General features: G+C 62.2%; 17 protein-coding genes. 11 read left to right on the top strand and 6 right to left on the bottom strand.

The window, feature by feature from the left end; genetic code table 11:
* The first annotated feature begins 140 nt into the window (after window positions 1-140).
* The 4 genes from LB543_RS18905 (at window position 141) to LB543_RS18890 (ending at window position 3983) form a co-directional block, all read left to right on the top strand.
* Window positions 141-959 carry a chromate resistance protein ChrB domain-containing protein gene (locus LB543_RS18905; protein ID WP_224615144.1) on the top strand — a complete coding sequence of 273 codons (819 nt, stop codon included), beginning with the start codon at window positions 141-143 and terminating at the stop codon, window positions 957-959.
* Entirely contained in the window at window positions 956-2347 is a 1392-nt protein-coding gene (gene chrA, locus LB543_RS18900; protein ID WP_224615143.1) for a chromate efflux transporter, read from the top strand. The genes LB543_RS18905 and chrA overlap by 4 nt, the downstream gene beginning before the upstream one ends.
* A gap of 169 nt (window positions 2348-2516) precedes the next feature.
* Window positions 2517-2915: a hypothetical protein gene (locus LB543_RS18895; RefSeq protein ID WP_224615182.1), complete on the top strand. Its 399-nt coding sequence runs from the start codon at window positions 2517-2519 to the stop codon at window positions 2913-2915.
* 276 nt (window positions 2916-3191) lie between these two features.
* Window positions 3192-3983, top strand: a complete 792-nt coding sequence (locus LB543_RS18890) for a hypothetical protein (protein WP_224615142.1) — start codon at window positions 3192-3194, stop codon at window positions 3981-3983.
* A 55-nt stretch (window positions 3984-4038) separates the two neighbouring features.
* On the opposite strand, the gene LB543_RS18885 is transcribed toward LB543_RS18890, so the two are convergent.
* Both LB543_RS18885 and LB543_RS18880 read right to left on the bottom strand, forming a co-directional pair.
* Window positions 4039-5628, bottom strand: coding sequence for a trimethylamine methyltransferase family protein (locus LB543_RS18885; RefSeq protein WP_224615141.1), 1590 nt, complete (start codon window positions 5626-5628; stop codon window positions 4039-4041).
* A 180-nt stretch (window positions 5629-5808) separates the two neighbouring features.
* Window positions 5809-7302 carry a PLP-dependent aminotransferase family protein gene (locus LB543_RS18880; RefSeq protein WP_015314107.1) on the bottom strand — a complete coding sequence of 498 codons (1494 nt, stop codon included), beginning with the start codon at window positions 7300-7302 and terminating at the stop codon, window positions 5809-5811.
* A 321-nt stretch (window positions 7303-7623) separates the two neighbouring features.
* Between LB543_RS18880 and pgi the strand changes: the two genes are divergently transcribed.
* Entirely contained in the window at window positions 7624-9267 is a 1644-nt protein-coding gene (gene pgi / locus LB543_RS18875) for a glucose-6-phosphate isomerase (protein ID WP_224615140.1), read from the top strand.
* Between the two features lie 5 nt (window positions 9268-9272).
* Window positions 9273-9995 (top strand): HAD family hydrolase, encoded by a 723-nt coding sequence (locus LB543_RS18870; RefSeq protein WP_140757967.1) that lies wholly within the window; start codon window positions 9273-9275, stop codon window positions 9993-9995.
* Window positions 9996-10073: 78 nt separating this feature from the next.
* Here the strand turns inward: LB543_RS18870 and LB543_RS18865 are convergent, their stop codons facing one another.
* The 3 genes from LB543_RS18865 to LB543_RS18855 all read right to left on the bottom strand — a co-directional run bounded on the left by LB543_RS18865 (window position 10074) and on the right by LB543_RS18855 (window position 14002).
* On the bottom strand, window positions 10074-11081 hold the full coding sequence (locus LB543_RS18865; protein ID WP_224615139.1) for a hypothetical protein: 1008 nt from the start codon (window positions 11079-11081) through the stop codon (window positions 10074-10076).
* 186 nt (window positions 11082-11267) lie between these two features.
* Window positions 11268-11909, bottom strand: a complete 642-nt coding sequence (locus LB543_RS18860; RefSeq protein ID WP_224615181.1) for a class I SAM-dependent methyltransferase — start codon at window positions 11907-11909, stop codon at window positions 11268-11270.
* A 71-nt stretch (window positions 11910-11980) separates the two neighbouring features.
* Window positions 11981-14002 carry a long-chain fatty acid--CoA ligase gene (locus LB543_RS18855; RefSeq protein ID WP_224615138.1) on the bottom strand — a complete coding sequence of 674 codons (2022 nt, stop codon included), beginning with the start codon at window positions 14000-14002 and terminating at the stop codon, window positions 11981-11983.
* Between the two features lie 468 nt (window positions 14003-14470).
* Between LB543_RS18855 and LB543_RS18850 the strand changes: the two genes are divergently transcribed.
* The 5 genes from LB543_RS18850 (at window position 14471) to LB543_RS18830 (ending at window position 19733) form a co-directional block, all read left to right on the top strand.
* Window positions 14471-16063 carry an ABC transporter substrate-binding protein gene (locus LB543_RS18850; protein ID WP_140757964.1) on the top strand — a complete coding sequence of 531 codons (1593 nt, stop codon included), beginning with the start codon at window positions 14471-14473 and terminating at the stop codon, window positions 16061-16063.
* A 50-nt stretch (window positions 16064-16113) separates the two neighbouring features.
* Window positions 16114-17121 (top strand): ABC transporter permease subunit, encoded by a 1008-nt coding sequence (locus tag LB543_RS18845; RefSeq protein ID WP_140757963.1) that lies wholly within the window; start codon window positions 16114-16116, stop codon window positions 17119-17121.
* Between the two features lie 70 nt (window positions 17122-17191).
* A complete protein-coding gene (locus tag LB543_RS18840) occupies window positions 17192-18046 on the top strand; it encodes an ABC transporter permease subunit (RefSeq protein WP_224594383.1) in 855 nt (284 codons plus the stop codon).
* 2 nt (window positions 18047-18048) lie between these two features.
* Window positions 18049-18906, top strand: coding sequence for an ABC transporter ATP-binding protein (locus tag LB543_RS18835; protein ID WP_224615180.1), 858 nt, complete (start codon window positions 18049-18051; stop codon window positions 18904-18906).
* Window positions 18903-19733, top strand: a complete 831-nt coding sequence (locus LB543_RS18830; RefSeq protein WP_224594320.1) for a dipeptide ABC transporter ATP-binding protein — start codon at window positions 18903-18905, stop codon at window positions 19731-19733. The genes LB543_RS18835 and LB543_RS18830 overlap by 4 nt, the downstream gene beginning before the upstream one ends.
* A 26-nt stretch (window positions 19734-19759) precedes the next feature.
* Here the strand turns inward: LB543_RS18830 and LB543_RS18825 are convergent, their stop codons facing one another.
* Window positions 19760-21022, bottom strand: a complete 1263-nt coding sequence (locus LB543_RS18825) for a cysteine desulfurase-like protein (protein WP_224615137.1) — start codon at window positions 21020-21022, stop codon at window positions 19760-19762.
* Window positions 21023-21131: the final 109 nt, after the last annotated feature.

Here is a 21131-nt window from a genome sequence, read left to right as displayed (position 1 = left end):
GCCATTAGGCCGGGAACGCTCCGTCCTTGACAAGCCCGCCCAACAATTCCACCATCATGCCAAGGGGTGCATCGCGACGACCCCGTGAGGCGTCAGCCCAATGTTCGCGTCCAGGCTTCTCTGTTCAGGAGGTGGACGCCATGCCGTCAACAACCGCTATCACCGTACAGCAACTATCCCGTCTGATTGGTCTGCCCGGCGCACCTGTGATCGTCGATGTCCGCATCGATGACGATCACGACGCCGATCCGCGCCTGCTGCCGGCCTCGCACCGGCGCAACTTCAAAACCGTCTCGGTCTGGGCAAACGATCTTGCCGGCAGCCAAGTGGCCGTCGTCTGCCAGAGGGGGCAAAAGCTTTCGCAGGGCGTGGCCGCATGGCTGCGGCACCAGGGCGTTGCCGCCGAATCCCTCGAAGGCGGTTTCGAGGCCTGGCGCGATGCCGGGGGCCTTCTGGTCCGCGCCGGCAAGATACCGTCCCGCGATGAAAAAGGCCGCACCGTCTGGGTGACGCGGGCTCGCCCCAAGGTCGACCGCATCGCCTGCCCCTGGCTGATCCGGCGTTTCATCGATCCGCATGCGGTCTTTCTTTTCGTCGAGGCGGCCGAAGTGCCTGCCGTCGCCGACCGCTTCCAAGCAGTGCCCTTCGATATCGACAATGTGTTCTGGAGCCATCGCGGCGAACGCTGCACCTTCGACACGATGATCGAGGAGTTCGGGCTGGAATCCCAGGCTCTCGATCGCCTTGCCACGATCGTGCGCGCGGCCGACACCGCCAGGCTCGATCTCGTTCCCCAGGCCGCCGGATTCCTTGCCGCCTCGCTCGGCCTGTCACGCATGTTCCGCGACGATCTGGAACAGCTGGAGGCGGGGATGCTGCTCTATGACGCGTTCTTCCGCTGGTGCCGCGACGCCACGGACGAGACGCACAACTGGCCGAGCGGGGCGAAGCCGTCATGAGCAGCCTCATGTCGGGGAAAGATGCCGACATCATCGAGGCGCCGGCGGTTCCGAGCTTCCGCGAAGCCACGAAACTCTGGGCGAAGATCGGATTGCTGAGCTTCGGCGGGCCGGCGGGGCAGATCGCGCTCATGCACAAGGAATTGGTCGAGCACCGGCGCTGGATCGGCGAACAGCGTTTCCTGCATGCCTTGAACTACTGCATGCTGCTGCCCGGTCCCGAGGCCCAGCAGCTCGCCATCTATATTGGCTGGCTGCTGCACAGGACGGTCGGCGGTCTCGTCGCAGGCGTCTTGTTCGTGGTGCCCGGTGCGCTCGTCATGCTCACCCTGAGCACCTTTTATGCGCTCTATGGTGATGTCCCGCTGGTCGAGGCGCTGTTCTTCGGGGTGAAGGCCGCCGTGCTGGCGGTGGTGGTCGAGGCGGTGATCCGCATCGGCCGCCGCGCCTTGAAGAACCGGGTGATGGTGGCGATCGCGGTTTGCGCGTTTCTCGGCATCTATGTGTTCAGCATCCCGTTCCCGCTCATCGTCCTGCTTGCAGGGCTGGTGGGATGGCTGGGAAACCGGGTCGCGCCAGCCCTGTTTTCCGGCTCGGCGCACGGCAAGAACGACGCTCCCGACATCAGGGGCGCGGTCGACCTGATGTTCGAACGCGGCGAACTGGCCCATACCAGGCCGACACGATGGCATGCGCCGCGCACGGTCGCCATCTGGCTGCCGATCTGGCTCGGGCCGGTTCTGTTGCTCTGGGCGCTCACCGGGACGAGCAGCGTGTGGACGCAGATCGGCGGGTTCTTCAGCCTCATGGCGGTCGTCACCTTCGGCGGCGCTTACGCGGTTCTTGCCTATGTCGCACAGGCCGCCGTCGAATCGTTCGGCTGGCTGGCGCCCGGCGAGATGGTCGATGGCCTCGGGCTTGCCGAAACCACGCCTGGTCCGCTCATTCTGGTGTTGCAGTTTGTCGGCTTCATCGCCGCGTTTCGCCACTCCGGTTCGCTGGCCCCGTTGCTTGGCGGATCGCTTGGAGCGCTGCTGACCTTGTGGGTCACGTTCACCCCGTGCTTCTTCTGGATATTCCTCGGTGCGCCCTATATCGAGGCCTTGCGTGGCAACAAGGCCCTGTCGGCCGCGCTCGGAGCCATCACCGCCGCCGTGGTCGGCGTCATCCTGAACCTCGCTTTGTGGTTCGCCATGCACGTCATCTTTCACCAAGTCAGCAAACTTGGCCTCGGCATGAATGTGCCGGTGCCGTCATCGATCGACTGGCGAGCCGCATTGTTGTCCTGTGCCGCCATGATCGCCATCCTCAAGCTGAAGATCGGCATGCTGCCGACACTTGCCGGGTCAGCCCTGGCCGGTGTCCTGCTGCTGGCGGTGAGCGGATAGGCGCATGTTGCTGCCTTTGTATTCTGCCAGCCAACCACCTAGAGCGGTTCAGTGTTTGATAGAATCTCTGACCCGCTCTAACTTCTTGTTTTTACGCAATTCCGGACGGAAAACCGCTACGCACTTTTCCTGGAATTGCTCTAACTGGTTGGAAACGGATTGGACCATCATGGCGCAACGACGCTCTTCCCTCGGCTTTCTCGGCATGTTCGGCCGCTCGGGTGATTTGCGGCAGCTCGATGCCGCCTTGCGCGGCGCCGACCTGCACCCCGCCCTTGTGCCCGAAGGGGTGAAACTCACCATAGTCAATCTGATGAAGGACCGCTGGCCCGAGGAGCCACCGCCGCAGGCCTATCCGCAGGTGGCGCAGCTGTTCAGCTATTGCATCGCCGGACCGGATACCTTCGAGCGTGCGCAAGGCTTGCTGCAGCGGCTCGACGCGGAGCGCCGGATCGAGGCGGCCCTTGAAACCGGCGACAGCTTCGATGCGCGGATCGTGCTGATGGCGCTGCACGCCAAGCTGATCAACGCCGAAGTCGTCGAGCGCTACGGGTTGGCCGCCGGATGATTTCAGGTCTAATCGACCTGAAATCTGAATCCCTCTCTAAATCAAAGAGATAGAGCATGATACCGTCCGAGGAGATTTATTTAGTCCCGACCGACGGGTAAAGGGCGTAGGGGTTGAAAGGTAGGCCGGACGCAACTCAGCAGATATCGCCTAGCCACTTCAGTGACGTCAAAGAGGACAAACGAGGCTACTTCTTCTGCACCTGTGACAAATAATTCGACAAAGCCAAATGTATCTGATCGAGAGAATCAATCTACGCGAAATGCGATTGGACTGATGGGTGGTTTAGCCGCATTGGGCTGGATTAGCAGCGCTCGCTTTCTAAGGGGTGAAATTATGTCGGATTTCGACTTAGGGAAGGTAATCAAACAGAAACTAGAAGTCTTACTTTATGCCATCGATAGTCGCCAAGGTGGATTTTCCGAACTTAGCTATACCGGTATGCAAGATATTTTCCTTGAGCCTGCAATGAGGGAAATCGGATTAGATCGTTCTCAGACAGAAGCCGTGTTCATGTCGCGACGACTCCAGCAAGCGATGCCTCTCTCCGCGGGCATGAGCCCTGCTGAGGAGAACTCGCTCAATAACATTGTTACAGACGTAGGTATGTGGAAAGAGCGGACGGGTTATCTCTTTCACCATGACGAAAATTCTCTTGAACGTAAAATACCGAATGGTGCCGAGGTTAAGATTGTCGGATCGGTAGTAAAAGATTGCTTTGTATCGTCAGGATTAAAAGACGTTTCCTATACGAAAGGGGATGGATATCTGACATGGCGAGGCAATGGGTTTCTTGAGCAAATAAGCATAAGGGTAACTTTTGACGTTAGAACGAAATACAAATGGAGAATGCGATTTAATGTCGGAATTTTCTCGAAAGATGGAGATCTGCTCTGTGGTGTAAGCGATTGGGAAGCATTTGGAAAAATCATATATGCAGTAGTTGGATTGAATTTCAAAGAACCTTTCGAATATTGCGATACATCCGATAACAATCTCAAGATTTTAAATAATTATTTATCTATTGTTGTCTCGACATTAAATCAAGTTAGGTCTTGGCGATTGTAGAGACGTATCTCTTCGAATTAGGGGCGCCGACTAAATCTCTTGGCGAGAAGCAGTTCTACCCGCCCATGCCGCCGCGCGGCAGCTTGATCATGTCGCCGAAGCGGGCGCGTAATTTGTCGTCGAGCAGCTTCGGCACATGGCGCGGAAAGCGTTCGGCAAGGACGCGCTTCTTCTCGATGATCGCGCGCTGCAGGATGTCCGGCCGACCCTTCTCGTTCCACTCCTTCGGCGAAAACCGGTCGCCGACGGCGGGATAGAAATATTCCGTCTGCATTAGCCGCAAGGTCTGTTCGTTGCCGAGATAATGACCTGGCCCCTTCAGGCAGACATCGGCGATGGTGTCGATCGACAGCGCTTCGTCGGTCACCTCGATGCCGCGCACGCAGCGCAGGCAGTGTCCGAGCATGTCGTTGTCGATGATCAGGCTTTCCAGGCAGAAGCCGAGCAGCGAGGCATGCATGCCGGCCGATTCATAGACGAGGTTGAGCCCGGCAAGGCCGGCCATCACATCGGTGATGCCCTTCTCATAGCCCGACTGGATGTCAGGCAGTTTCGAGTCCGTCATGCCGGCGGCCGAGCCCCCCGGCAGGTCGTAGAACTGCGCCATCTGCGCGCAAGCCGCGGTCAAGACAGCCTGTTCGGCAGAGCCGCCCGACATGGCGCCTGTCCTGAGATCCGATATGAACGGCCAGGTGCCGAAGATCGCCGGATGCCCTGGTTTGATGGCGTTGACATAGACCAGGCCGGCCAGCACTTCGGCCACCGCCTGCACCACGGCGCCGGCAATCGCCGCCGGTGCCGTGGCTCCGGCCTGGCCCGCCGACAGCAGCAGGATTGGAATGCCGCCCTCGACGCAGGCCTCGAGCACGCCGCAGGCGTCCTCGGCGAACTTCATCGGCGGCACGACGAAGCAGTTCGAATTCGACACAAATGGCCGGGCGCGGAAATTCTCCTCGCCGCCGGCGATGGCATAGAGCATTTCGAGCGCCGGCTGCACGTTCTCGCGGACCGTAAATGAGGTGCCGACATGCTTGGACGTGCCCATCACGCAGGCGTAGAGCGTGTTGAAGTCCATTTCGAGCGGATCGGGAATATCGCGCGGCACCATCGGCCGCTGGAAGAAATGGATGTTGTCGAGCCCTTCGACGATGCGGGCGGCGTCATAGATGTCCTGCAGCAGCGACTCGCGGTATTCGCGCTTCTCGACATCCACCAGATGAACCGCGGCGCCTGCCGTTCCGTAGTGCACGCGCTTGCCCTGGATCACCATGTCGTGTCTGGGATCCTGGCCGTGCAAGGTGAAGTTCCGTGCCGCCTTCTTGATCGTCTCGAGCACCAGCACGCGCGGGAACCGGATGCGGCCATCGTCGCCATAGCTGGCGCCGGCCTGGGTCAGCGCCTCGATGCAGGAAGGGATGGCGTTGGCGAAGCCGACTGTCTCGAGAAGCGTCAGCACCGCTTCGTGGATGCGCTCGCGATCATTGACCTTGAGTGGCCCGTAGCTACCGCCCTCGAGGCCGGCACGCACCGGCCTGATGTCGTCGGCGAGCGGCGCTGCCCGCATGGCGCGACGCGCTTCGCGTCCGCCGGAGCGGCGCGAGCGTTGATCCGCCGCCGCTTCCTGCTTTTCAAGAACCACAGACATCGAAGCACTCCACCTTTGCTGAGAAACAGCGCGGCGGTTGGCCCACCATCGGCTGCTTCTTCCCCTTTGTGCCACGACTATGCTGCCGGCATTGGCACAGCCTATGAGCCAGCCGGTCCGGTTGCATATGCCAGCGCTAAAGGAGCCGAAGCCGCCATTGGGCGGCTCCGGTCAGTGGAATCAGGCGGCAGCGGGCCTGCGGCCAGCGGCCGTGGCCAATTCGCGGATGCCGGGCTCGATGTGCTGCAGCGCGATCGAGGAAATACCCAACCGCATGAAACGCGAAGGCTTTTCGGTGCGGTCGAAGAAGCGGTCGCCAGGTTCGATGATGACGCTGCGCGAGGCGGCGGCTTCGGCCAAACCGCGGGAATCGGTACCCCGCGGTCCTTCCAGCCACAGCGACGTGCCGCCGGCCGAATCGGTCGAGCGCCATTCCGGCAGGAAGGCGGAAATCGCATGGACCAGACGCTTGCGCCGCTCGTCGAAGGCGCTCGACAGCCGCCGCACCAGCGCTTCGTGATGGCCGAGCGACAGGAACAGCGCCACGGCGCGCTGGTTGTTTGCCGGCGGATGGCGCAGCATGAAGCGGCGCAGCGCCCTCAGTTCAGCGATTAGTCCAGCCGAGGCCACGATGTAGCCAAGCCGCAGGCCGGGGGCCAGTGTCTTCGACATCGAGCCGACATAGACGACACGGCCGGAGCGGTCGAGGCTCTTCAGCGCCTGCTGCGGTGCCTCGTCGAGCAGCTGGCTGTCATAGCCGTCCTCGATGATGATCTGGTTGTGCCGGTTGGCGCGCGCCAGAAGGTCCTGCCGCCGTTCCGCCGACAGCGGCACCATGGTCGGGCAATGATGGCTGGGCGTGACGAAGACGAAGCCGGAATCATTGGGAATAGAAGAGGTTACGATGCCGGACTGGTCGACCGGCACCGGCTCGATGTCGGCGCCCGCAAGGCGGAAGATCGAGCGCGCGTCGGGGTAGCCCGGGTCTTCCATCGCCACCTTGGAGCCCTTGGTCATCAGCAGCGAAGCGAGCATATAGAGCGCGTTCTGTGCGCCCAGCGTGACGATGATTTCATCCGGATTGGCGAAGATGCCGCGCCTGGGCAGCAGCCGTGCCTGGATCTGCTCGATCAGCAGCGGGTCGTCGCGGTCGACCATGTCGGACGCCCAGTTGCGGATCTCCAGCACGGCCAGCGCCATGCGGTTGCACTCGCGCCACTCGGCGGTCGGGAACAGTGCCGGGTCGAACTGGCCGTAGACGAAGGGGTAGGACGACTTGATCCAATTCTCGTGCTTGGCCGGCGGCGGCATGTCGCTTGCCGCGATCTGCCGGCGCGCCTTCCAGTCGATCTCGTTGGCCTGGTCGGGCGCCTTCTGGTGCGGCTTGGCCGGTGTCGCCAGCACGTCCGGATTGACGAAATGGCCGCGCCGCTCGCGCGCCACCAGGAAACCCTGGTCGACGAGCTGCTGGAAGGCCAGCACCACGGTCCCGCGCGCCACGCCGAGTTTTTCGGCCAGGATGCGGCAGGAAGGAAGCGGCATCGAAGCGGCGATCTGGCGGTCGAGAATGGCGGCCACGATGGCTTGGCGGATCTGCGCCTGCAGGGTCTGGCCGGACTCAGCCGAAATCCGGAACAGGCCGGACCATATCGCCGTGTCGTTTCTCTGTGGCATGGAAGATGTTCCTCGATGGCCAGCTTTTTTCGCTTGGCTGGACCAGCCGAACGTACCCGTGGCACAAGGGGTTGCGCCAATCAATTTTTCTGATCTTTGGGATTTATGCCAGTGATCCTTCAAGCTCGAACCAACGCGCTGCCGCCTCGCTGCTCGATACCCACCTCCCTGCTCGATACAGTGTGTCATCGCATCGTGATGCGCTGCGTCATCGCCGCGTATTGACCGGATGGAATTCGGCTCAATAGTTTCGGCGCGACGACACGCGCCGGAAACATCCGGTCTGATATGGTGCGTCCAAAACGACAGGAGTCCCCGCCAGTGGATCAGTCAGCCTTTCAGAAACAGCTTGCCGCCCTGCGCGATCATCGCGCCGCGGCGCCCGCTAGCATGCGCCAGGCCTTTGCCGCCGATCCGCGGCGGTTCGCGACATTCTCGGCCACGGACAACGAGATGTTGCTCGACTGGTCGAAATGCGCCGTCGACGCGACCATCATGGATCTGCTGGAAAAACTGGCCGCCGCCGCCGATCTCGAAGGTCGCCGCGCCGCCATGTTCGCCGGCAAGAAGATCAACGTCACCGAAGACCGCGCCGTGCTGCACACGGCACTGCGCAACCTGAGCGGCAAAGGTGTCACGGTCGACGGCCAGGACGTCAAGGCGGATGTCATTTCCGTGCTCGACGCCATGGGCGCCTTCGCCGATGCCATCCGCTCCGGCAAGGCGACAGGCGCCACCGGCAAGAAGATCACCGACATCGTCAACATCGGCATCGGCGGTTCGGACCTTGGTCCGGCCATGGCGACGCTGGCGCTCGCCCCCTATCATGACGGCCCGCGCGCGCACTACGTCTCCAACATCGACGGCGCCCATATCCACGACACGCTGAAGGGGCTGTCCGCCGAAACCACGCTGTTCATCATCGCCTCCAAGACCTTCACCACGGTCGAGACGATGACCAACGCGCAGACGGCGCGCGACTGGGTGCAAAAGACGCTCGGCAAGGAGGCCGTGGGCAAGCATTTCGCCGCTGTCTCGACCGCGCTCGACCTGGTGGCCAAGTTCGGCATCGAGCAGGATCGCGTCTTCGGCTTCTGGGACTGGGTCGGTGGCCGCTATTCGCTGTGGGGCGCGATCGGCCTGCCTGTCATGATCGCCGTCGGCCCGCGTAATTTCCGTGCCTTTCTCGATGGCGCGCACGAGATGGACGAACACTTCCGCACCGCGCCGCTCCAGAAGAACCTGCCGGCGCTCCTGGGGCTTGTCGGCTGGTGGCACCGGGTGATCTGCGGCTATCCGGCCCGCGCGGTCATCCCCTACGACCAGCGCCTGTCCCGGCTGCCGGCCTATCTGCAGCAGCTCGACATGGAATCGAACGGCAAGAGCGTCACTCTTGACGGCACGCCGGTGACGACGCCGACCGGGCCTCTGGTCTGGGGCGAGCCCGGCACCAACGGCCAGCACGCCTTCTTCCAGCTGCTGCACCAGGGCACCGATCTGATCCCGGTCGAGTTCCTCGCCGCCGCCGTCGGCCACGAGCCCGATCTCAAGCACCAGCATGACCTGCTGCTCGCCAACTGCCTGGCGCAGTCGGAAGCCTTGATGAAGGGCCGCACTCTGGAGGAGGCGCGCGCGCAGATGCTGGCCAAGGGCATGAAGCCGGCCGATGTCGACCGAATCGCGCCGCATCGTGTCTTCTCCGGCAATCGGCCCTCGGTGACCATCCTCTACCGCAAGCTCGATCCGCGCACCTTCGGCCGGCTGATCGCGCTCTACGAACACCGCGTCTTCGTCGAAGGCACGCTGTTCAACATCAACTCCTTCGACCAGTGGGGCGTCGAGCTCGGCAAGGAACTGGCGACCGGCCTCCTGCCTGTCGTGGAAGGCAAGGAAAGTGCCGCCAAGCGCGACGCGTCGACCGCTGGCCTTGTGGGATACATCCACCAATTGCGTGGTTCGGAGTGAAAAGTTTGGCAGACATCAAGGGCATATTGTTCGACAAGGACGGGACACTTGTCGACTTCAACGCGACATGGCTCGGCGTCGCCGATTTCATGGCCATGGATGCAGCCGAGGGCGATCGCTGGAAGGCCGACCGGCTGCTGGCGGCCGCCGGCTTCGATTTCGCCAACCGGCGCTTCAAACCCGATTCCATCTTTGCCTCCGGCACCAATCTCGACGTCGTCGAACTGTGGTTTCCGCGCCTGTCCAACGAGGACCAGATGCTGGCCGTCGCCCGCTTCAACGAGATCACTTCGGTGCAGGGCTCGGCGATGGCGGTGGCGCTGCCTGATATCGTCGACACGCTGGCTCTGCTGCACAAGCGATCCTACCGGCTTGGCGTCGCCACCAACGATTCGACCAGCGGCGCGGAGAAGACCTTGGTCACGCTGGGCGTCGCCCAGCTGTTCGACGCGGCCTATGGTTACGACGCCGTGGCGAACCCCAAGCCGGCCCCCGACACCATCCAGGCGTTCTGCGATCTTACCGGGCTGAAGCCGGCGGAGATCGCCATGGTCGGTGACAACAGGCACGATCTCGAAATGGCGCGTGCCGGCGGCTGCGGCCTCGCGGTCGGCGTGCTCTCCGGCACCGGCACACGTGAGTCGCTGGCCGAGATCGCCGACGTCGTCCTGGATTCGGTTGCCGATCTGCCGGATTTGCTATCGGCACGGGTCAAAGAGACGGTCTGATCAGGAAGGCGGGGCAAGCGCAATCAATCTGGGCTTTGTCGCCAATAGTCGAACGAGTACAGGGAGTTCTTCCAGGCACTAGTCGACTGTCAGGCGGACGCAGTCGATATTCGCATTCTCGATGGCGGCCAGTTTGGTCAATAGATCCAGGCGGATCATTTCGACGGTCTGGTCTGGAAGAACACCTTCGACCGTCAACTGGATATCGTGCCAGTCCTCGACATAGCGCACGGTGACGCCTTCGACACACAGACGGTGGACGCCATGCTCGTCCGCCATTTCAGGGATATTCGAGTGTGGAAGCTCGGGCGTGTACAACGTTTCGATCAGGTCTATCCGAGGGTTGGGGCCAAGTTCGCGAAGGCGCTCGGCTAGAAAGCTGCTTCTGTTTTCGCTTTTCCCCCATTTTTGATCCGACAGAGCGCGGCGAAGCCAAGTTAGATGGTTAGGCAAGCCGTCATCTCGAACGAATGAAAATCGAGGCCATGGCCGCTTGGTGAGGCGTTCCCAGCGGCCCGCGGTGATGTCCAGGCGCCAGTCGTCGATGTTCTCGACCACGACAGGCCACGCTGGCCCGATGAGGAGACCGCCGCGAACCAGGATCGCACCACCATTTTTCACAAGTTCTGAAGAGTGCTTGTATATCCATGGCGGAGCCTCGCCTGTCGTTTCGAAGTGACCGATGCCATAACTTGTTGTGTCCAGCACGAGCACTTGCGCCTTGTCGGCCCGAATAAAGGGGTAAGATAGGTTGCCGATCATAAATATGCGGTCGTCGACAAGATTTGCCGTGTGGAAATCGGTGGGCGGAAAAACCTTATCCGAGTAGCCAAAAATCTCGGTGTGCCCCTCGGCGTCGCTCACGATCACATCATTGTAAATATAGAAATCGGCATCGTAGTGATCTTCATACTCGCCGCCGATCCTGACAAGGCGACCGTCTGGCAGCAGTGTTTCAGTGCGCCCGTACCGGCTGAAGCTCCAGCACGGCCCTACATGCTCCGAGCGTGGGCCGAGGAACGCCTTGTTCAGACCGTAACCGGTGAGACGGTGCTCAACCGCCCATGCCCAGACGGGGTTGGTCATCAGCTCCGGATTGCCGGAACCTCGACTGGGCGAACGAAACTTCGAAAACAAATTGTGGTCGATCGGAGGTGTTTTGATCAAGCTCTAGCGGGGCTAGCAAGGCTTCTATATCGAGCCGATACCCCATGATTGGACTATAGCTTGTATAGGATCGTCTGCAAGGGCGATTGTATTTGAGTCGGGGTTTCAGCGACATTCCGTCTCGAAGGAAAACACCCCGCTCGGCTTGGTTGCAGTGCCCCTCGCGTCACCGAAATCCGGCACTTGATGTTCGGCGAGCAATCGCAGCCGGTGCAGCGGCAGGTCGCTGCGGCGGGGGTCGCCGACCAGCACCTCGATACCGGCTGCCAGGCAGCGATCGAGGAACGGGATAACCCGCAGGGCAACCTCGCGGCCGTAGAACACGTCGCCCGCGAGAACGAGGTCGACGGCCGGCGGCGGGCCTGTGGTGACATCCTTGTCAACAAGGGCGATCTCGACGCCATTCGCCGCCGCATTGAGGCCGATCGCGGCAACGCCGTTGCGATCGATCTCGGCGGCAATCACCTCGCGCGCGCCGGCCTTCGCGGCGGCGATGCCGACAATGCCGGAGCCCGCTCCGAGGTCGAGCACGCGGCGGTCGGCCACGATCTTCGGATGGTCGAGGATATAGCGCGCCAGCACGGCGCCGCCCGCCCAGGCATAGGCCCAATAGGGCGGCTGCGGTTCCGGCCTGCCATCGTCCGTATCGCCGTCGTCTTCGGGGTCGACGAGGCGCCTCAATCCGCTGCCTGGGTGAGTGGTGTAAAGCTGGATTTCGGGAAGCGCCGGTACCGGGGCAAGGCGCATATTCGCCTTGATGAATTCCGTCGGATCGAGGCGGAGGCGCCGGCCCGGCACATCGTCGTCGGCGAGATCCACTATTCGCGCAAAGCCCGGCGCAGGATCTTGCCGACCGGCGTCTTCGGCAATTCCGTCCTGAACTCGATATATCTGGGCCGCTTGTAGCCGGTCAGGTTCTCGCGGCAAAAGGCGACGATGGCTTCGGCGGTCAGGGCCGGATCCTTCTTGACGATGAACAGCTTCGGCACCTCGCCCGAATGCTCGTCCGGCACGCCGATCGCCGCCACTTCGAGCACGCCGGGATGTGCCGCCACGACCTCCTCGAGTTCGTTCGGATAGACGTTGAAACCGGAGACGAGGATCATGTCCTTCTTGCGGTCGACGATCTTGGTGTAGCCGCGCTCGTCCATGAAGCCCATGTCGCCCGACTTGAAGAAGCCGTCCCTGGTCATCACCTTGGCGGTCTCGTCCGGCCGGTTCCAGTAACCTGCCATCACCTGCGGTCCCCTGATGCAGATCTCGCCGACCTCGCCCAGCGGCACGTTGTTGCCGTCATCGTCGCGGATGGCGATTTCGGTCGACGGCAGCGGCAGGCCGATGGTGCCGGTGAACTCACCGGAGCTGAACTTGTTGGCCGTCGCCACCGGTGAGGTCTCCGAAAGGCCATAGCCTTCGCTGACGGGGCAACCGGTCAGTGCTTTCCAGCGCTCGGCGACGCCCTTCTGTACCGCCATGCCGCCGCCCAGGGTTAGCAGCAGCGGCTTGAAGTCGAGCTTGCGGAAGTCCTCATTGTTGAGCAACGCGTTGAACAGCGTGTTGAGGCCCGGAAAGATGTGGATCGGATACTTGCCCATTTCCTTGACGAAGCCGGGAATGTCGCGCGGATTGGGGATCAGTATGTTCTGACCGCCCATTTGCATGCCCATAAGCGCATTCACCGTCAGCGCGAAGATATGGTAGAGCGGCAGTGCGCAGACGAGGTTGAGATGCGCTGGCTTCGGCTTGACCGTGTAGGCGTCCTGCAGCCACAGCGAATTCTGCGCGACATTGGCCAGCACATTGCTGTGCAAGAGGGTCGCGCCTTTCGAGATTCCGGTGGTGCCGCCGGTATATTGCAGGAAGGCGACATCACTGGCGGCCACCGTGGCCGGCTTGAAAGTCATGCCGCGGCCAGCCTTCAGGGCGGCATTGAACTTGACATGGCCGGGCAATGACCAGGCCGGCACCATTTTCTTGACGCGGCGCACGACCAGATTGACGATCGAGCCCTTCAGGCCGCCGAGCATGTCGCCCATGGCGGCGACTATGACATGCTTGACCGAGGTCCTGGCGACGACCGCCTGCAAGGTGCTGGCGAAATTTTCGAGGATAACGATGGCCTGCGCCCCGGAATCCTTGAGCTGATGCTCCAGTTCGCGCGGCGTGTAGAGCGGATTGACGTTCACCACCGTGAAACCGGCGCGGGCGACCGCCATCATCGCCACGGGATACTGCAGCACGTTCGGCATCATCAGGGCGACGCGCGCGCCCTTCTGCAATCCGGTGGACTGCAGATAGGCACCGAAGGCCGCCGAAAGTTGCTCGAGTTCAGCGTAGGTGATGGACTTGCCCATGCACGTGAAAGCCGGCTGGCCGGCGAACTGCTTGCAGGCGCCGACGAGGAAGTCGCCGATGGAACTGTAGGGAAGGGCGCCGATCTCGGCCGGCATGTTCTTGGGATAGCTGTTGAGCCATGGTTTTTGCGGCAGGCCGGCGGTGAGTTCGGTGAGCGCCTTCGGCAACCGCTGGCTGGCTGCCGTTGCCGGTTTCGAGACCGGTGAAGTTTTCGCTGGTGGCGAGCTCTTCGTCATCGCGATCTTGCCGGTTCCGGCATTGCCTGTTCCGGCCTTGGTCGCGGATGCCTTTGCCGGCGCGGCTTTCGTCGCCGGCTTCTTGGCGGTGGCCGCTGCTTTTGCCGCGGGGGTATTCTTGGCGGTTTTGGTCGCCGCCTTCGCGGTCGCGGCTTTGCCCGCAGCCTTGCCTTGCCCATCGGCTCCAGCGGCTGGTTTCGAGACCGCCTTGGCCGACGCCTTCACTGGCGCCTTCGATGCTTTTGCCACCCGTTCCTCCTCGACAACCCTGGTCGCCTGTTTCTCGTTGGCCCGTGCCGCGCCGCCTCCGGATTGATGGAGACGTCCTCCGCCGCCGCTCGTTGTCCATCTATGTATTGCCACTATCGGCGGCGGTGCAAGTCTTGCCCTTGCGGCAAGACGCCGAAAGACTTGCCGCCGAAAATCGTTCCCGCCGGCTGCATTTGGAACCGGCATCTTTCCGCATCGATGGCCGCATGAAGACGGCGCGCGGCACCTTGGTCGCCGGCCGCCGGATCAATAAAAAAATGCGGTCGTTAATAATATCGTGAATAGAAAGAACTGCTAATTTTTTCTGCCGTTTAGCGAAATCGCGGATTCTTTTTCTGCTTCCCGAGGGGTAAGCAAACGGGGTGTTCCAAAGCCGGAAAAACGGTGCTTATATGCGCGCTTCGCGAGCCTGATAGAGGGGCTTGGCAGAACATCAGGGAGTGCTCAATGAAGAAGAAATTGACTTTTGCAGCCGCGTTGCTGGCTGCAAGCGTCCTGGGAGGCGTGGCCAACGCGAAAACTCTGGTCTATTGCGCGGAGGCGTCGCCGGAAGGTTTCGATCCGGCACCGTACACCGCGGGACAGACGTTCGATGCGTCCTCGCGTACCGTTTTCAACCGCCTCGTCGAATTCGATCACGGCAAGACCTCGGTCTCGCCCGGCCTGGCTGAGAGCTGGGCGATTTCCGACGACGGCAAGGAATATACCTTCAAGCTGCGCAAGGGCGTCAAGTTCGCGCCCACCGACTATTTCACCCCGACGCGCGACATGAACGCCGACGACGTGGTGTTTTCGTTCCAGCGCCAGGTCGACAAGAACGGCCCCTGGTTCCAGTACATACCGGGCATCGCCTATCAGTATTACAATGACCAGTTCGGCGACAACATCACCAAGGTCGAGAAGGTCGACGACCTGACGGTGAAGTTCACCCTCAAGGAGCCGGCAATCACCTTCATTCCGACGCTGGGCATGGATTTCGCCTCGATCGTCTCGAAGGAATATGCCGACAAGCTGCAGGCCGACAAGACGCCTGAACTGTTCAATCAGAAGCCGGTCGGCACCGGCCCCTTCATCTTCGTCGACTACCAGACCGACGCCGCAATCCGCTACAAGGCCAACCCGGACTATTGGGGCGGCAAGCAGAAGATCGACGATCTGGTCTTCGCCATCACCACCGATCCGGCGGTGCGCGCGCAGAAGCTGAAGGCCGGCGAATGCAACATCATGTCCTACCCGGCGCCAGCCGATATTAAAGGCCTGCAGGCTGATCCGAACCTGACGGTCGCGGAGCAGGAAGGCCTCAACGTCGGCGCGCTGATGTACAACACCCAGCAGAAGCCGTTCGACGACGTGCGCGTCCGCAAGGCGCTCAACATGGCCATCAACAAGAAGGCCATCATCGACGCCGTGTTCCAGGGCGCCGGCCAGGTGGCGATCAACCCGATCCCGCCGACCATGTGGTCCTACAACAAGAACGTGAAGGACGATCCGTACGATCCGGACGCGGCCAAGAAGATGCTTGAAGAGGCTGGCGTCAAGGACCTCAAGATGAACGTCTGGGCCATGCCGGTGTCGCGTCCGTACATGCCGAACGCGCGCCGCACCGCCGAGCTGATCCAGGCCGACTTCGCCAAGGTCGGCGTCACCGTCAACATCGTCAGCTACGATTGGGGTGAATACCTCAAGCGCGCTTCGGCGGTCGATCACGACGGCGCCGTCATCGTCGGCTGGACCGGCGACAACGGCGATCCGGACAACTTCCTCGGCGTGCTCCTGAGCTGCGCTTCCGTCGGTTCGAACAACCGCGCGGAATGGTGCAACAAGGACTTCGATGCGCTCATCAACAAGGCCAAGACGGTTTCCGATCAGGCCGAGCGCACCAAGCTCTACGAACAGGCACAGGTCATCTTCAAGGAGCAGGCACCGTGGGCGACGCTGGCCCATTCCAAGGTGTTCATGCCGATGCAGAAGACAGTCTCCGGCTTTGCGATGGATCCGCTCGGCATCCATCGCTTTGACGGCGTCGATATCGCCGAATAAGGTTCGCGAAACGGGGCGGCGCCACAGCGCGCCGCCCCACCTCGCCCGCCATGCTGCGTTACATCCTCGGCAAGCTCGCCCTCATCATCCCGACCTTCATCGGGATAACCATCCTCGCTTTCGGCTTCGTGCGCATCCTGCCCGGTGATCCGGTGCTGGTGCTTGCGGGCGAACGTGGCCTGTCGCCCGAACGCCACACGGCGCTGATGCATCAGTTCGGTTTCGACCTGCCGATCTGGCAACAGTATCTGACCTATCTGACCAACATCCTCAGCGGCGATTTCGGCACCTCGTTTTCCACCAAGACGCCGGTGCTCAAGGATTTCCTGGTGCGGTTCCCGGCGACGGTCGAACTCGCCATCTTCGCCATGATCTTCGCCGTCATCTTCGGTGTCGCCTTCGGCATCTTCGCCGCGATCCGCCGTGGCTCCTGGTTCGATCAGCTGACCATGGGCACCGCGCTCGCCGGCTATTCCATGCCCATCTTCTGGTGGGGGCTGCTGCTGATCATCGTCTTCTCCGGCATGCTGCACTGGACGCCGGTCTCGGGCCGCATAGACCTTCTCTACTTCTTCAAGCCGGTGACCGGCTTCATGACCATCGATTCCCTCATCTCGGGCCAGAAGGGCGCCTTCCGCTCGGCGGTGTCGCACCTCATCCTGCCCACCATCGTGCTCGGCACCATTCCGCTGGCGGTCATCGCTAGGCAGACGCGCTCGGCCATGCTCGAAGTGCTGGGCGAGGACTATGTTCGCACCGCGCGCGCCAAGGGCCTGGCGCCGCGCCGTGTCATCGGCCTGCATGCCTTCCGCAATGCGCTGATCCCGGTCGTCACCACCATCGGCCTGCAGGTCGGCACGCTGCTCACCGGCGCCATCCTGACCGAGAGCATCTTTTCGTGGCCCGGCATCGGCAAGTGGATGATCGACGCTATTTCCAAGCGCGACTATTTCACCGTGCAGGGCGGGTTGCTTCTGATCGCGCTGATCGTCATGTCGGTGAACCTTATCGTCGACGTGCTCTACGCCGTCATCAACCCGCGTATCCGGGCGAATTGACATGACCAATGAAGGCCCAGCCACCATCGAAGCCGCGACCGTCGTCGAGCCGCGGGACGCGCGGCTGCAGATGTTCGCCGAATTCTGGCACTATTTCTCCATCAACAAGGGCGCGGTGATAGGCCTCGTCGTCTTCGCCCTGCTGATCCTTGTCGCCATCTTCGCGCCGCTGCTCGCCCCGCATTCGCCGGACGATCAGTTCCGCGACTTCTTCCTGACGCCGCCGGCCTGGCAGGCGGGCGGCAACGCGCAGTTCCTGCTCGGCACCGATGCCGTCGGCCGCGATATGCTTTCGCGCCTTATCTACGGTTCGCGCTTCTCGCTCGCCATCGGTTTCGTCGTCGTCACCACGGCACTGATCTCCGGCGTCATCCTCGGCTTGCTTGCCGGCTACTGCCGCGGCTGGGTCGACACGCTGATCATGCGCATCATGGACATCATCCTGGCCTTCCCGTCGCTGCTGCTCGCGCTGGTGCTGGTCGCGGTGCTCGGCCCCGGCCTCGTCAATGCCATGATCGCCATCGCCTTCGTGCTGCAGCCGCACTTTGCCCGGCTCACCCGCGCCGCGGTGATGGCGGAGAAGACCCGCGAATATGTGGTCTCGGCCAAGGTCGCCGGCGCCAGCCATCTCAGGCTGATGCTGGTCACCATCCTGCCCAACTGCATCGCACCGCTGATCGTGCAGGCGACGCTGTCCTTCTCCAACGCCATTCTCGAGGCCGCCGCCCTCGGCTTCCTCGGCATGGGCGCGCAGCCGCCGACGCCCGAATGGGGCACCATGCTTGCCGAAGCGCGCGAGTTCATCCTGCGCGCCTGGTGGGTGGTGACTTTCCCGGGCCTCGCCATCCTGATCACCGTCTTTGCCATCAACCTGATCGGCGACGGCCTGCGCGACGCCCTCGACCCCAAGCTGAAAAGGTCGTGAGCATGTCTCTGCTCGAGATCAAGAACCTCACCGTTTCCTTCGACACCGCCGCCGGACCGTTCATGGCCGTGCAAGGCATCGACCTTTCGATCGAGCCGCGCGAGGTGCTGGCGATAGTCGGCGAGTCCGGCTCCGGCAAGTCGGTGTCGATGCTGGCGGTCATGGGGCTGTTGCCCAACACCGCGACGGTCAAGGCCGACCGCATGGCCTTCGACGGCGTCGACCTGTCGAAGCTCAGCCCGTCCGAGCGCCGCAAGATCGTCGGCAAGGACATCTCGATGATCTTCCAGGAGCCGATCGCCAGCCTCAACCCGTGTTTCACGGTCGGCTTCCAGATCGAGGAAGTGCTGCGGTTCCACATGGGCATGGACCGAGCACAGCGCCGCGCCCGCGCCATCGAACTGATGAAGCTGGTCGGTATTGCCGATCCGGAAGAACGGCTGAGTTCGTTTCCGCATCAGATGTCCGGCGGTCAGTGCCAGCGCGTCATGATCGCGATCGCCATTGCCTGCAATCCGAAGCTTTTGATCGCCGACGAGCCGACGACAGCGCTCGATGTCACCATCCAGAAGCAGATCCTCGATCTGCTCGTTTCGCTGCAGGCCAAATACGGCATGGGCCTGATCATGATCACCCACAATATGGGCGTGGTGGCCGAGACCGCCGATCGCGTCATCGTCCAGTACAAGGGCCGCAAGATGGAAGAGGCCGACGTGCTGTCGCTGTTTGAATCGCCGAAGAGCAACTACACGCGCGCACTGCTGTCGGCGCTGCCGGAAAACGCCGTCGGCGACCGGCTGCCGACCGTGTCCGACATGCTGTTCGAGCCGGCCCCCTCGGTAGCGGGAGCCTCCGCATGAGCACGACGGTCCTCGAAGGCAAGAACATCGTTCGCGACTACCATATCGGCGGCGGCCTGTTCACCGGACCGCGCACCGTGCACGCGGTCAAGGGCGTCTCCTTCACGGTGGACAAGGGCAAGACGCTGGCCATTGTCGGCGAAAGCGGCTGCGGCAAGTCCACGCTCGCCCGCATCATCACCTTGATCGATCCCGCGACGTCGGGCGAATTGTTCATCGACGGCAACAAGGTCGACATCGCCAAGGGCGGACTGACGAAGGAGATGCGCCGCAAGGTGCAGATCGTCTTCCAGAACCCTTATGGCTCGCTGAACCCGCGCCAGAAGATCGGCGACGTGCTCGGCGAGCCGCTGCTCATCAACACCGACAAGCCGGCCGCCGAACGGCGCGACCTCGCCATGAAGATGCTGAAGAAGGTCGGCCTCGGCCACGAGCACTACAACCGCTATCCACACATGTTCTCGGGCGGCCAGCGTCAGCGCATCGCCATTGCCCGCGCGCTGATGCTCAACCCCAGCCTGCTGGTGCTGGACGAGCCGGTCTCTGCGCTCGACCTGTCGGTGCAGGCGCAGGTGCTCAACCTGCTCGCCGACCTGCAGGACGAATTCCAGCTGACCTATGTCTTCATCAGCCACGACCTCTCCGTGGTGCGCTACATCGCCGACGACGTGATGGTGATGTATTTCGGCGAGGCCGTCGAATACGGCTCGCGCGACGAGGTCTTTGCCGACCCCAAGCACAGCTACACCAGGACGCTGTTTGCCGCGACGCCGCGAGCCGACGTTGCCAGCATTAAAGCGAGGTTGGCGAAGAAGAAGGCGGCCTGACCGGAGGTCAGGCACGGCCCATCCGGTTACGACAGCTTCGCAATGATTGCCCGCAGCGCCGCGCCGAACTTGTGGATCTCCTCGACTGTGTTGTAATGCACCAGCGAGGCGCGGATGGCGCCGCTGTCCATCGACAGGTTGAGGCGTTTCATCAGGCGGGGCGCGTACATGTGGCCGTCGCGGATGCCGATCTGCATCTCGGCCATTTCCTCGACGATCCGCTGTGGCGACAGCTTGCCGATGTTGAAGCAGAAGGTCGGCACGCGCTCGTTGATGCGGGCTTCGTCGGCGACGCCGTAGATGGTCGCGCCGCAGTTCTTCAGTACGCTCATCATCTCGCGCGCCAGCACCAGTTCATAGTCGCGGATCGCGCCCATGCCGGCGACGATGTTTTCGCGCCGCGAGCGGTTGTTGGAGGGTGCGAGATTGCGGCCGATCAATTCCAGATACTGCACGGCGGCATCCATGCCCGACACGTTCTCATAGATGAAGGTGCCGGCCTCGACCTTGTATGGCGGCTCGTCCGGGATGAAGTCCTCGCGGAAGGTCGGCAGCCGCTTCAGCGTCTCGAAGCGGCCCCACAGGAAACCCATATGCGGCGAGAAGTTCTTGTAGCCGGAACAGACGAGATAGTCGCAGTCCCAGGCCTGCACGTCGATCAGCCCATGCGGCCCGTAATGCACGCAGTCGAGGAACACTTCGGCGCCGGCGGCACGCGCGATCTTGGCCACCGAAGCGACATCGACGATCGAACCGATCGAGTGTGCCGTCACCGTGCAGGCCACCAAGCGGGTGCGGTCGGAGACCAGTGGACGCAAATCGTCGACATGCAGATTGCCGTCCTCGCGCATGCGCCACCACTTGAATTTGGCACCGGCGGATTCCAGCGCCAGCCACGTGGCGATGTTGGCATCATGGTCCATGTCGGTGATGACGATTTCATCGCGCTCTGCAAGCATCTGGCCGATGCCGAGGCTGACGAGGCGGATGAAGGAGGTGGCGTTCATGCCGAAGCAGATTTCCGCCGGGCTGTAGGCATTGATCAGCAAGGCGACGCTTGTCCGAGCATCGGCGACCGACTGGTCGACGGTGACGCTGCGGCCATAGCGGCCGCCGCGCTGCACATTGTGCGAAACCAGGTGGTTGGTCACCGCGTCGAGCACGCTCTGCGGGATCTGCGCGCCGGCGGCATTGTCCATGAAGATGAAATCGCCGGCCCGCTGCAGGGCAGGGAACATGGCGCGGATGGTGTCGACGGGAAAGCCGCCGGTGGCCTGGGGATTGCTCAAGAATATCTCCTGCGAAGTGCTTGTGGTGAGTGGCTAGAGTAATTCCAGGAAAAGTGCGTAGCGGTCTTCCGTCCGGAATTGCGTGAAAACAAAGAGTTAGAGCGGTTCG

This window comes from Mesorhizobium sp. ESP7-2 (assembly GCF_020164715.1).
Classification (GTDB): domain Bacteria; phylum Pseudomonadota; class Alphaproteobacteria; order Rhizobiales; family Rhizobiaceae; genus Mesorhizobium.
Note: the sequence above shows the minus strand (reverse complement) of the source record. Positions and strands in the feature narration are given on the sequence as shown.

What these genes read in the sequence shown, in the direction of transcription:
- LB543_RS18905 (WP_224615144.1), top strand. Translation starts at nt 141, where the DNA reads ATGCCGTCAACAACCGCTATCACCGTACAGCAACTATCCCGTCTGATT.
- chrA (WP_224615143.1), top strand. Translation starts at nt 956, where the DNA reads ATGAGCAGCCTCATGTCGGGGAAAGATGCCGACATCATCGAGGCGCCG.
- LB543_RS18895 (WP_224615182.1), top strand. Translation starts at nt 2,517, where the DNA reads ATGGCGCAACGACGCTCTTCCCTCGGCTTTCTCGGCATGTTCGGCCGC.
- LB543_RS18890 (WP_224615142.1), top strand. Translation starts at nt 3,192, where the DNA reads ATGGGTGGTTTAGCCGCATTGGGCTGGATTAGCAGCGCTCGCTTTCTA.
- LB543_RS18885 (WP_224615141.1), bottom strand. Translation starts at nt 5,628, where the DNA reads ATGTCTGTGGTTCTTGAAAAGCAGGAAGCGGCGGCGGATCAACGCTCG.
- LB543_RS18880 (WP_015314107.1), bottom strand. Translation starts at nt 7,302, where the DNA reads ATGCCACAGAGAAACGACACGGCGATATGGTCCGGCCTGTTCCGGATT.
- LB543_RS18865 (WP_224615139.1), bottom strand. Translation starts at nt 11,081, where the DNA reads ATGACCAACCCCGTCTGGGCATGGGCGGTTGAGCACCGTCTCACCGGT.
- LB543_RS18860 (WP_224615181.1), bottom strand. Translation starts at nt 11,909, where the DNA reads ATGCGCCTTGCCCCGGTACCGGCGCTTCCCGAAATCCAGCTTTACACC.
- LB543_RS18850 (WP_140757964.1), top strand. Translation starts at nt 14,471, where the DNA reads ATGAAGAAGAAATTGACTTTTGCAGCCGCGTTGCTGGCTGCAAGCGTC.
- LB543_RS18845 (WP_140757963.1), top strand. Translation starts at nt 16,114, where the DNA reads ATGCTGCGTTACATCCTCGGCAAGCTCGCCCTCATCATCCCGACCTTC.
- LB543_RS18840 (WP_224594383.1), top strand. Translation starts at nt 17,192, where the DNA reads ATGTTCGCCGAATTCTGGCACTATTTCTCCATCAACAAGGGCGCGGTG.
- LB543_RS18835 (WP_224615180.1), top strand. Translation starts at nt 18,049, where the DNA reads ATGTCTCTGCTCGAGATCAAGAACCTCACCGTTTCCTTCGACACCGCC.
- LB543_RS18830 (WP_224594320.1), top strand. Translation starts at nt 18,903, where the DNA reads ATGAGCACGACGGTCCTCGAAGGCAAGAACATCGTTCGCGACTACCAT.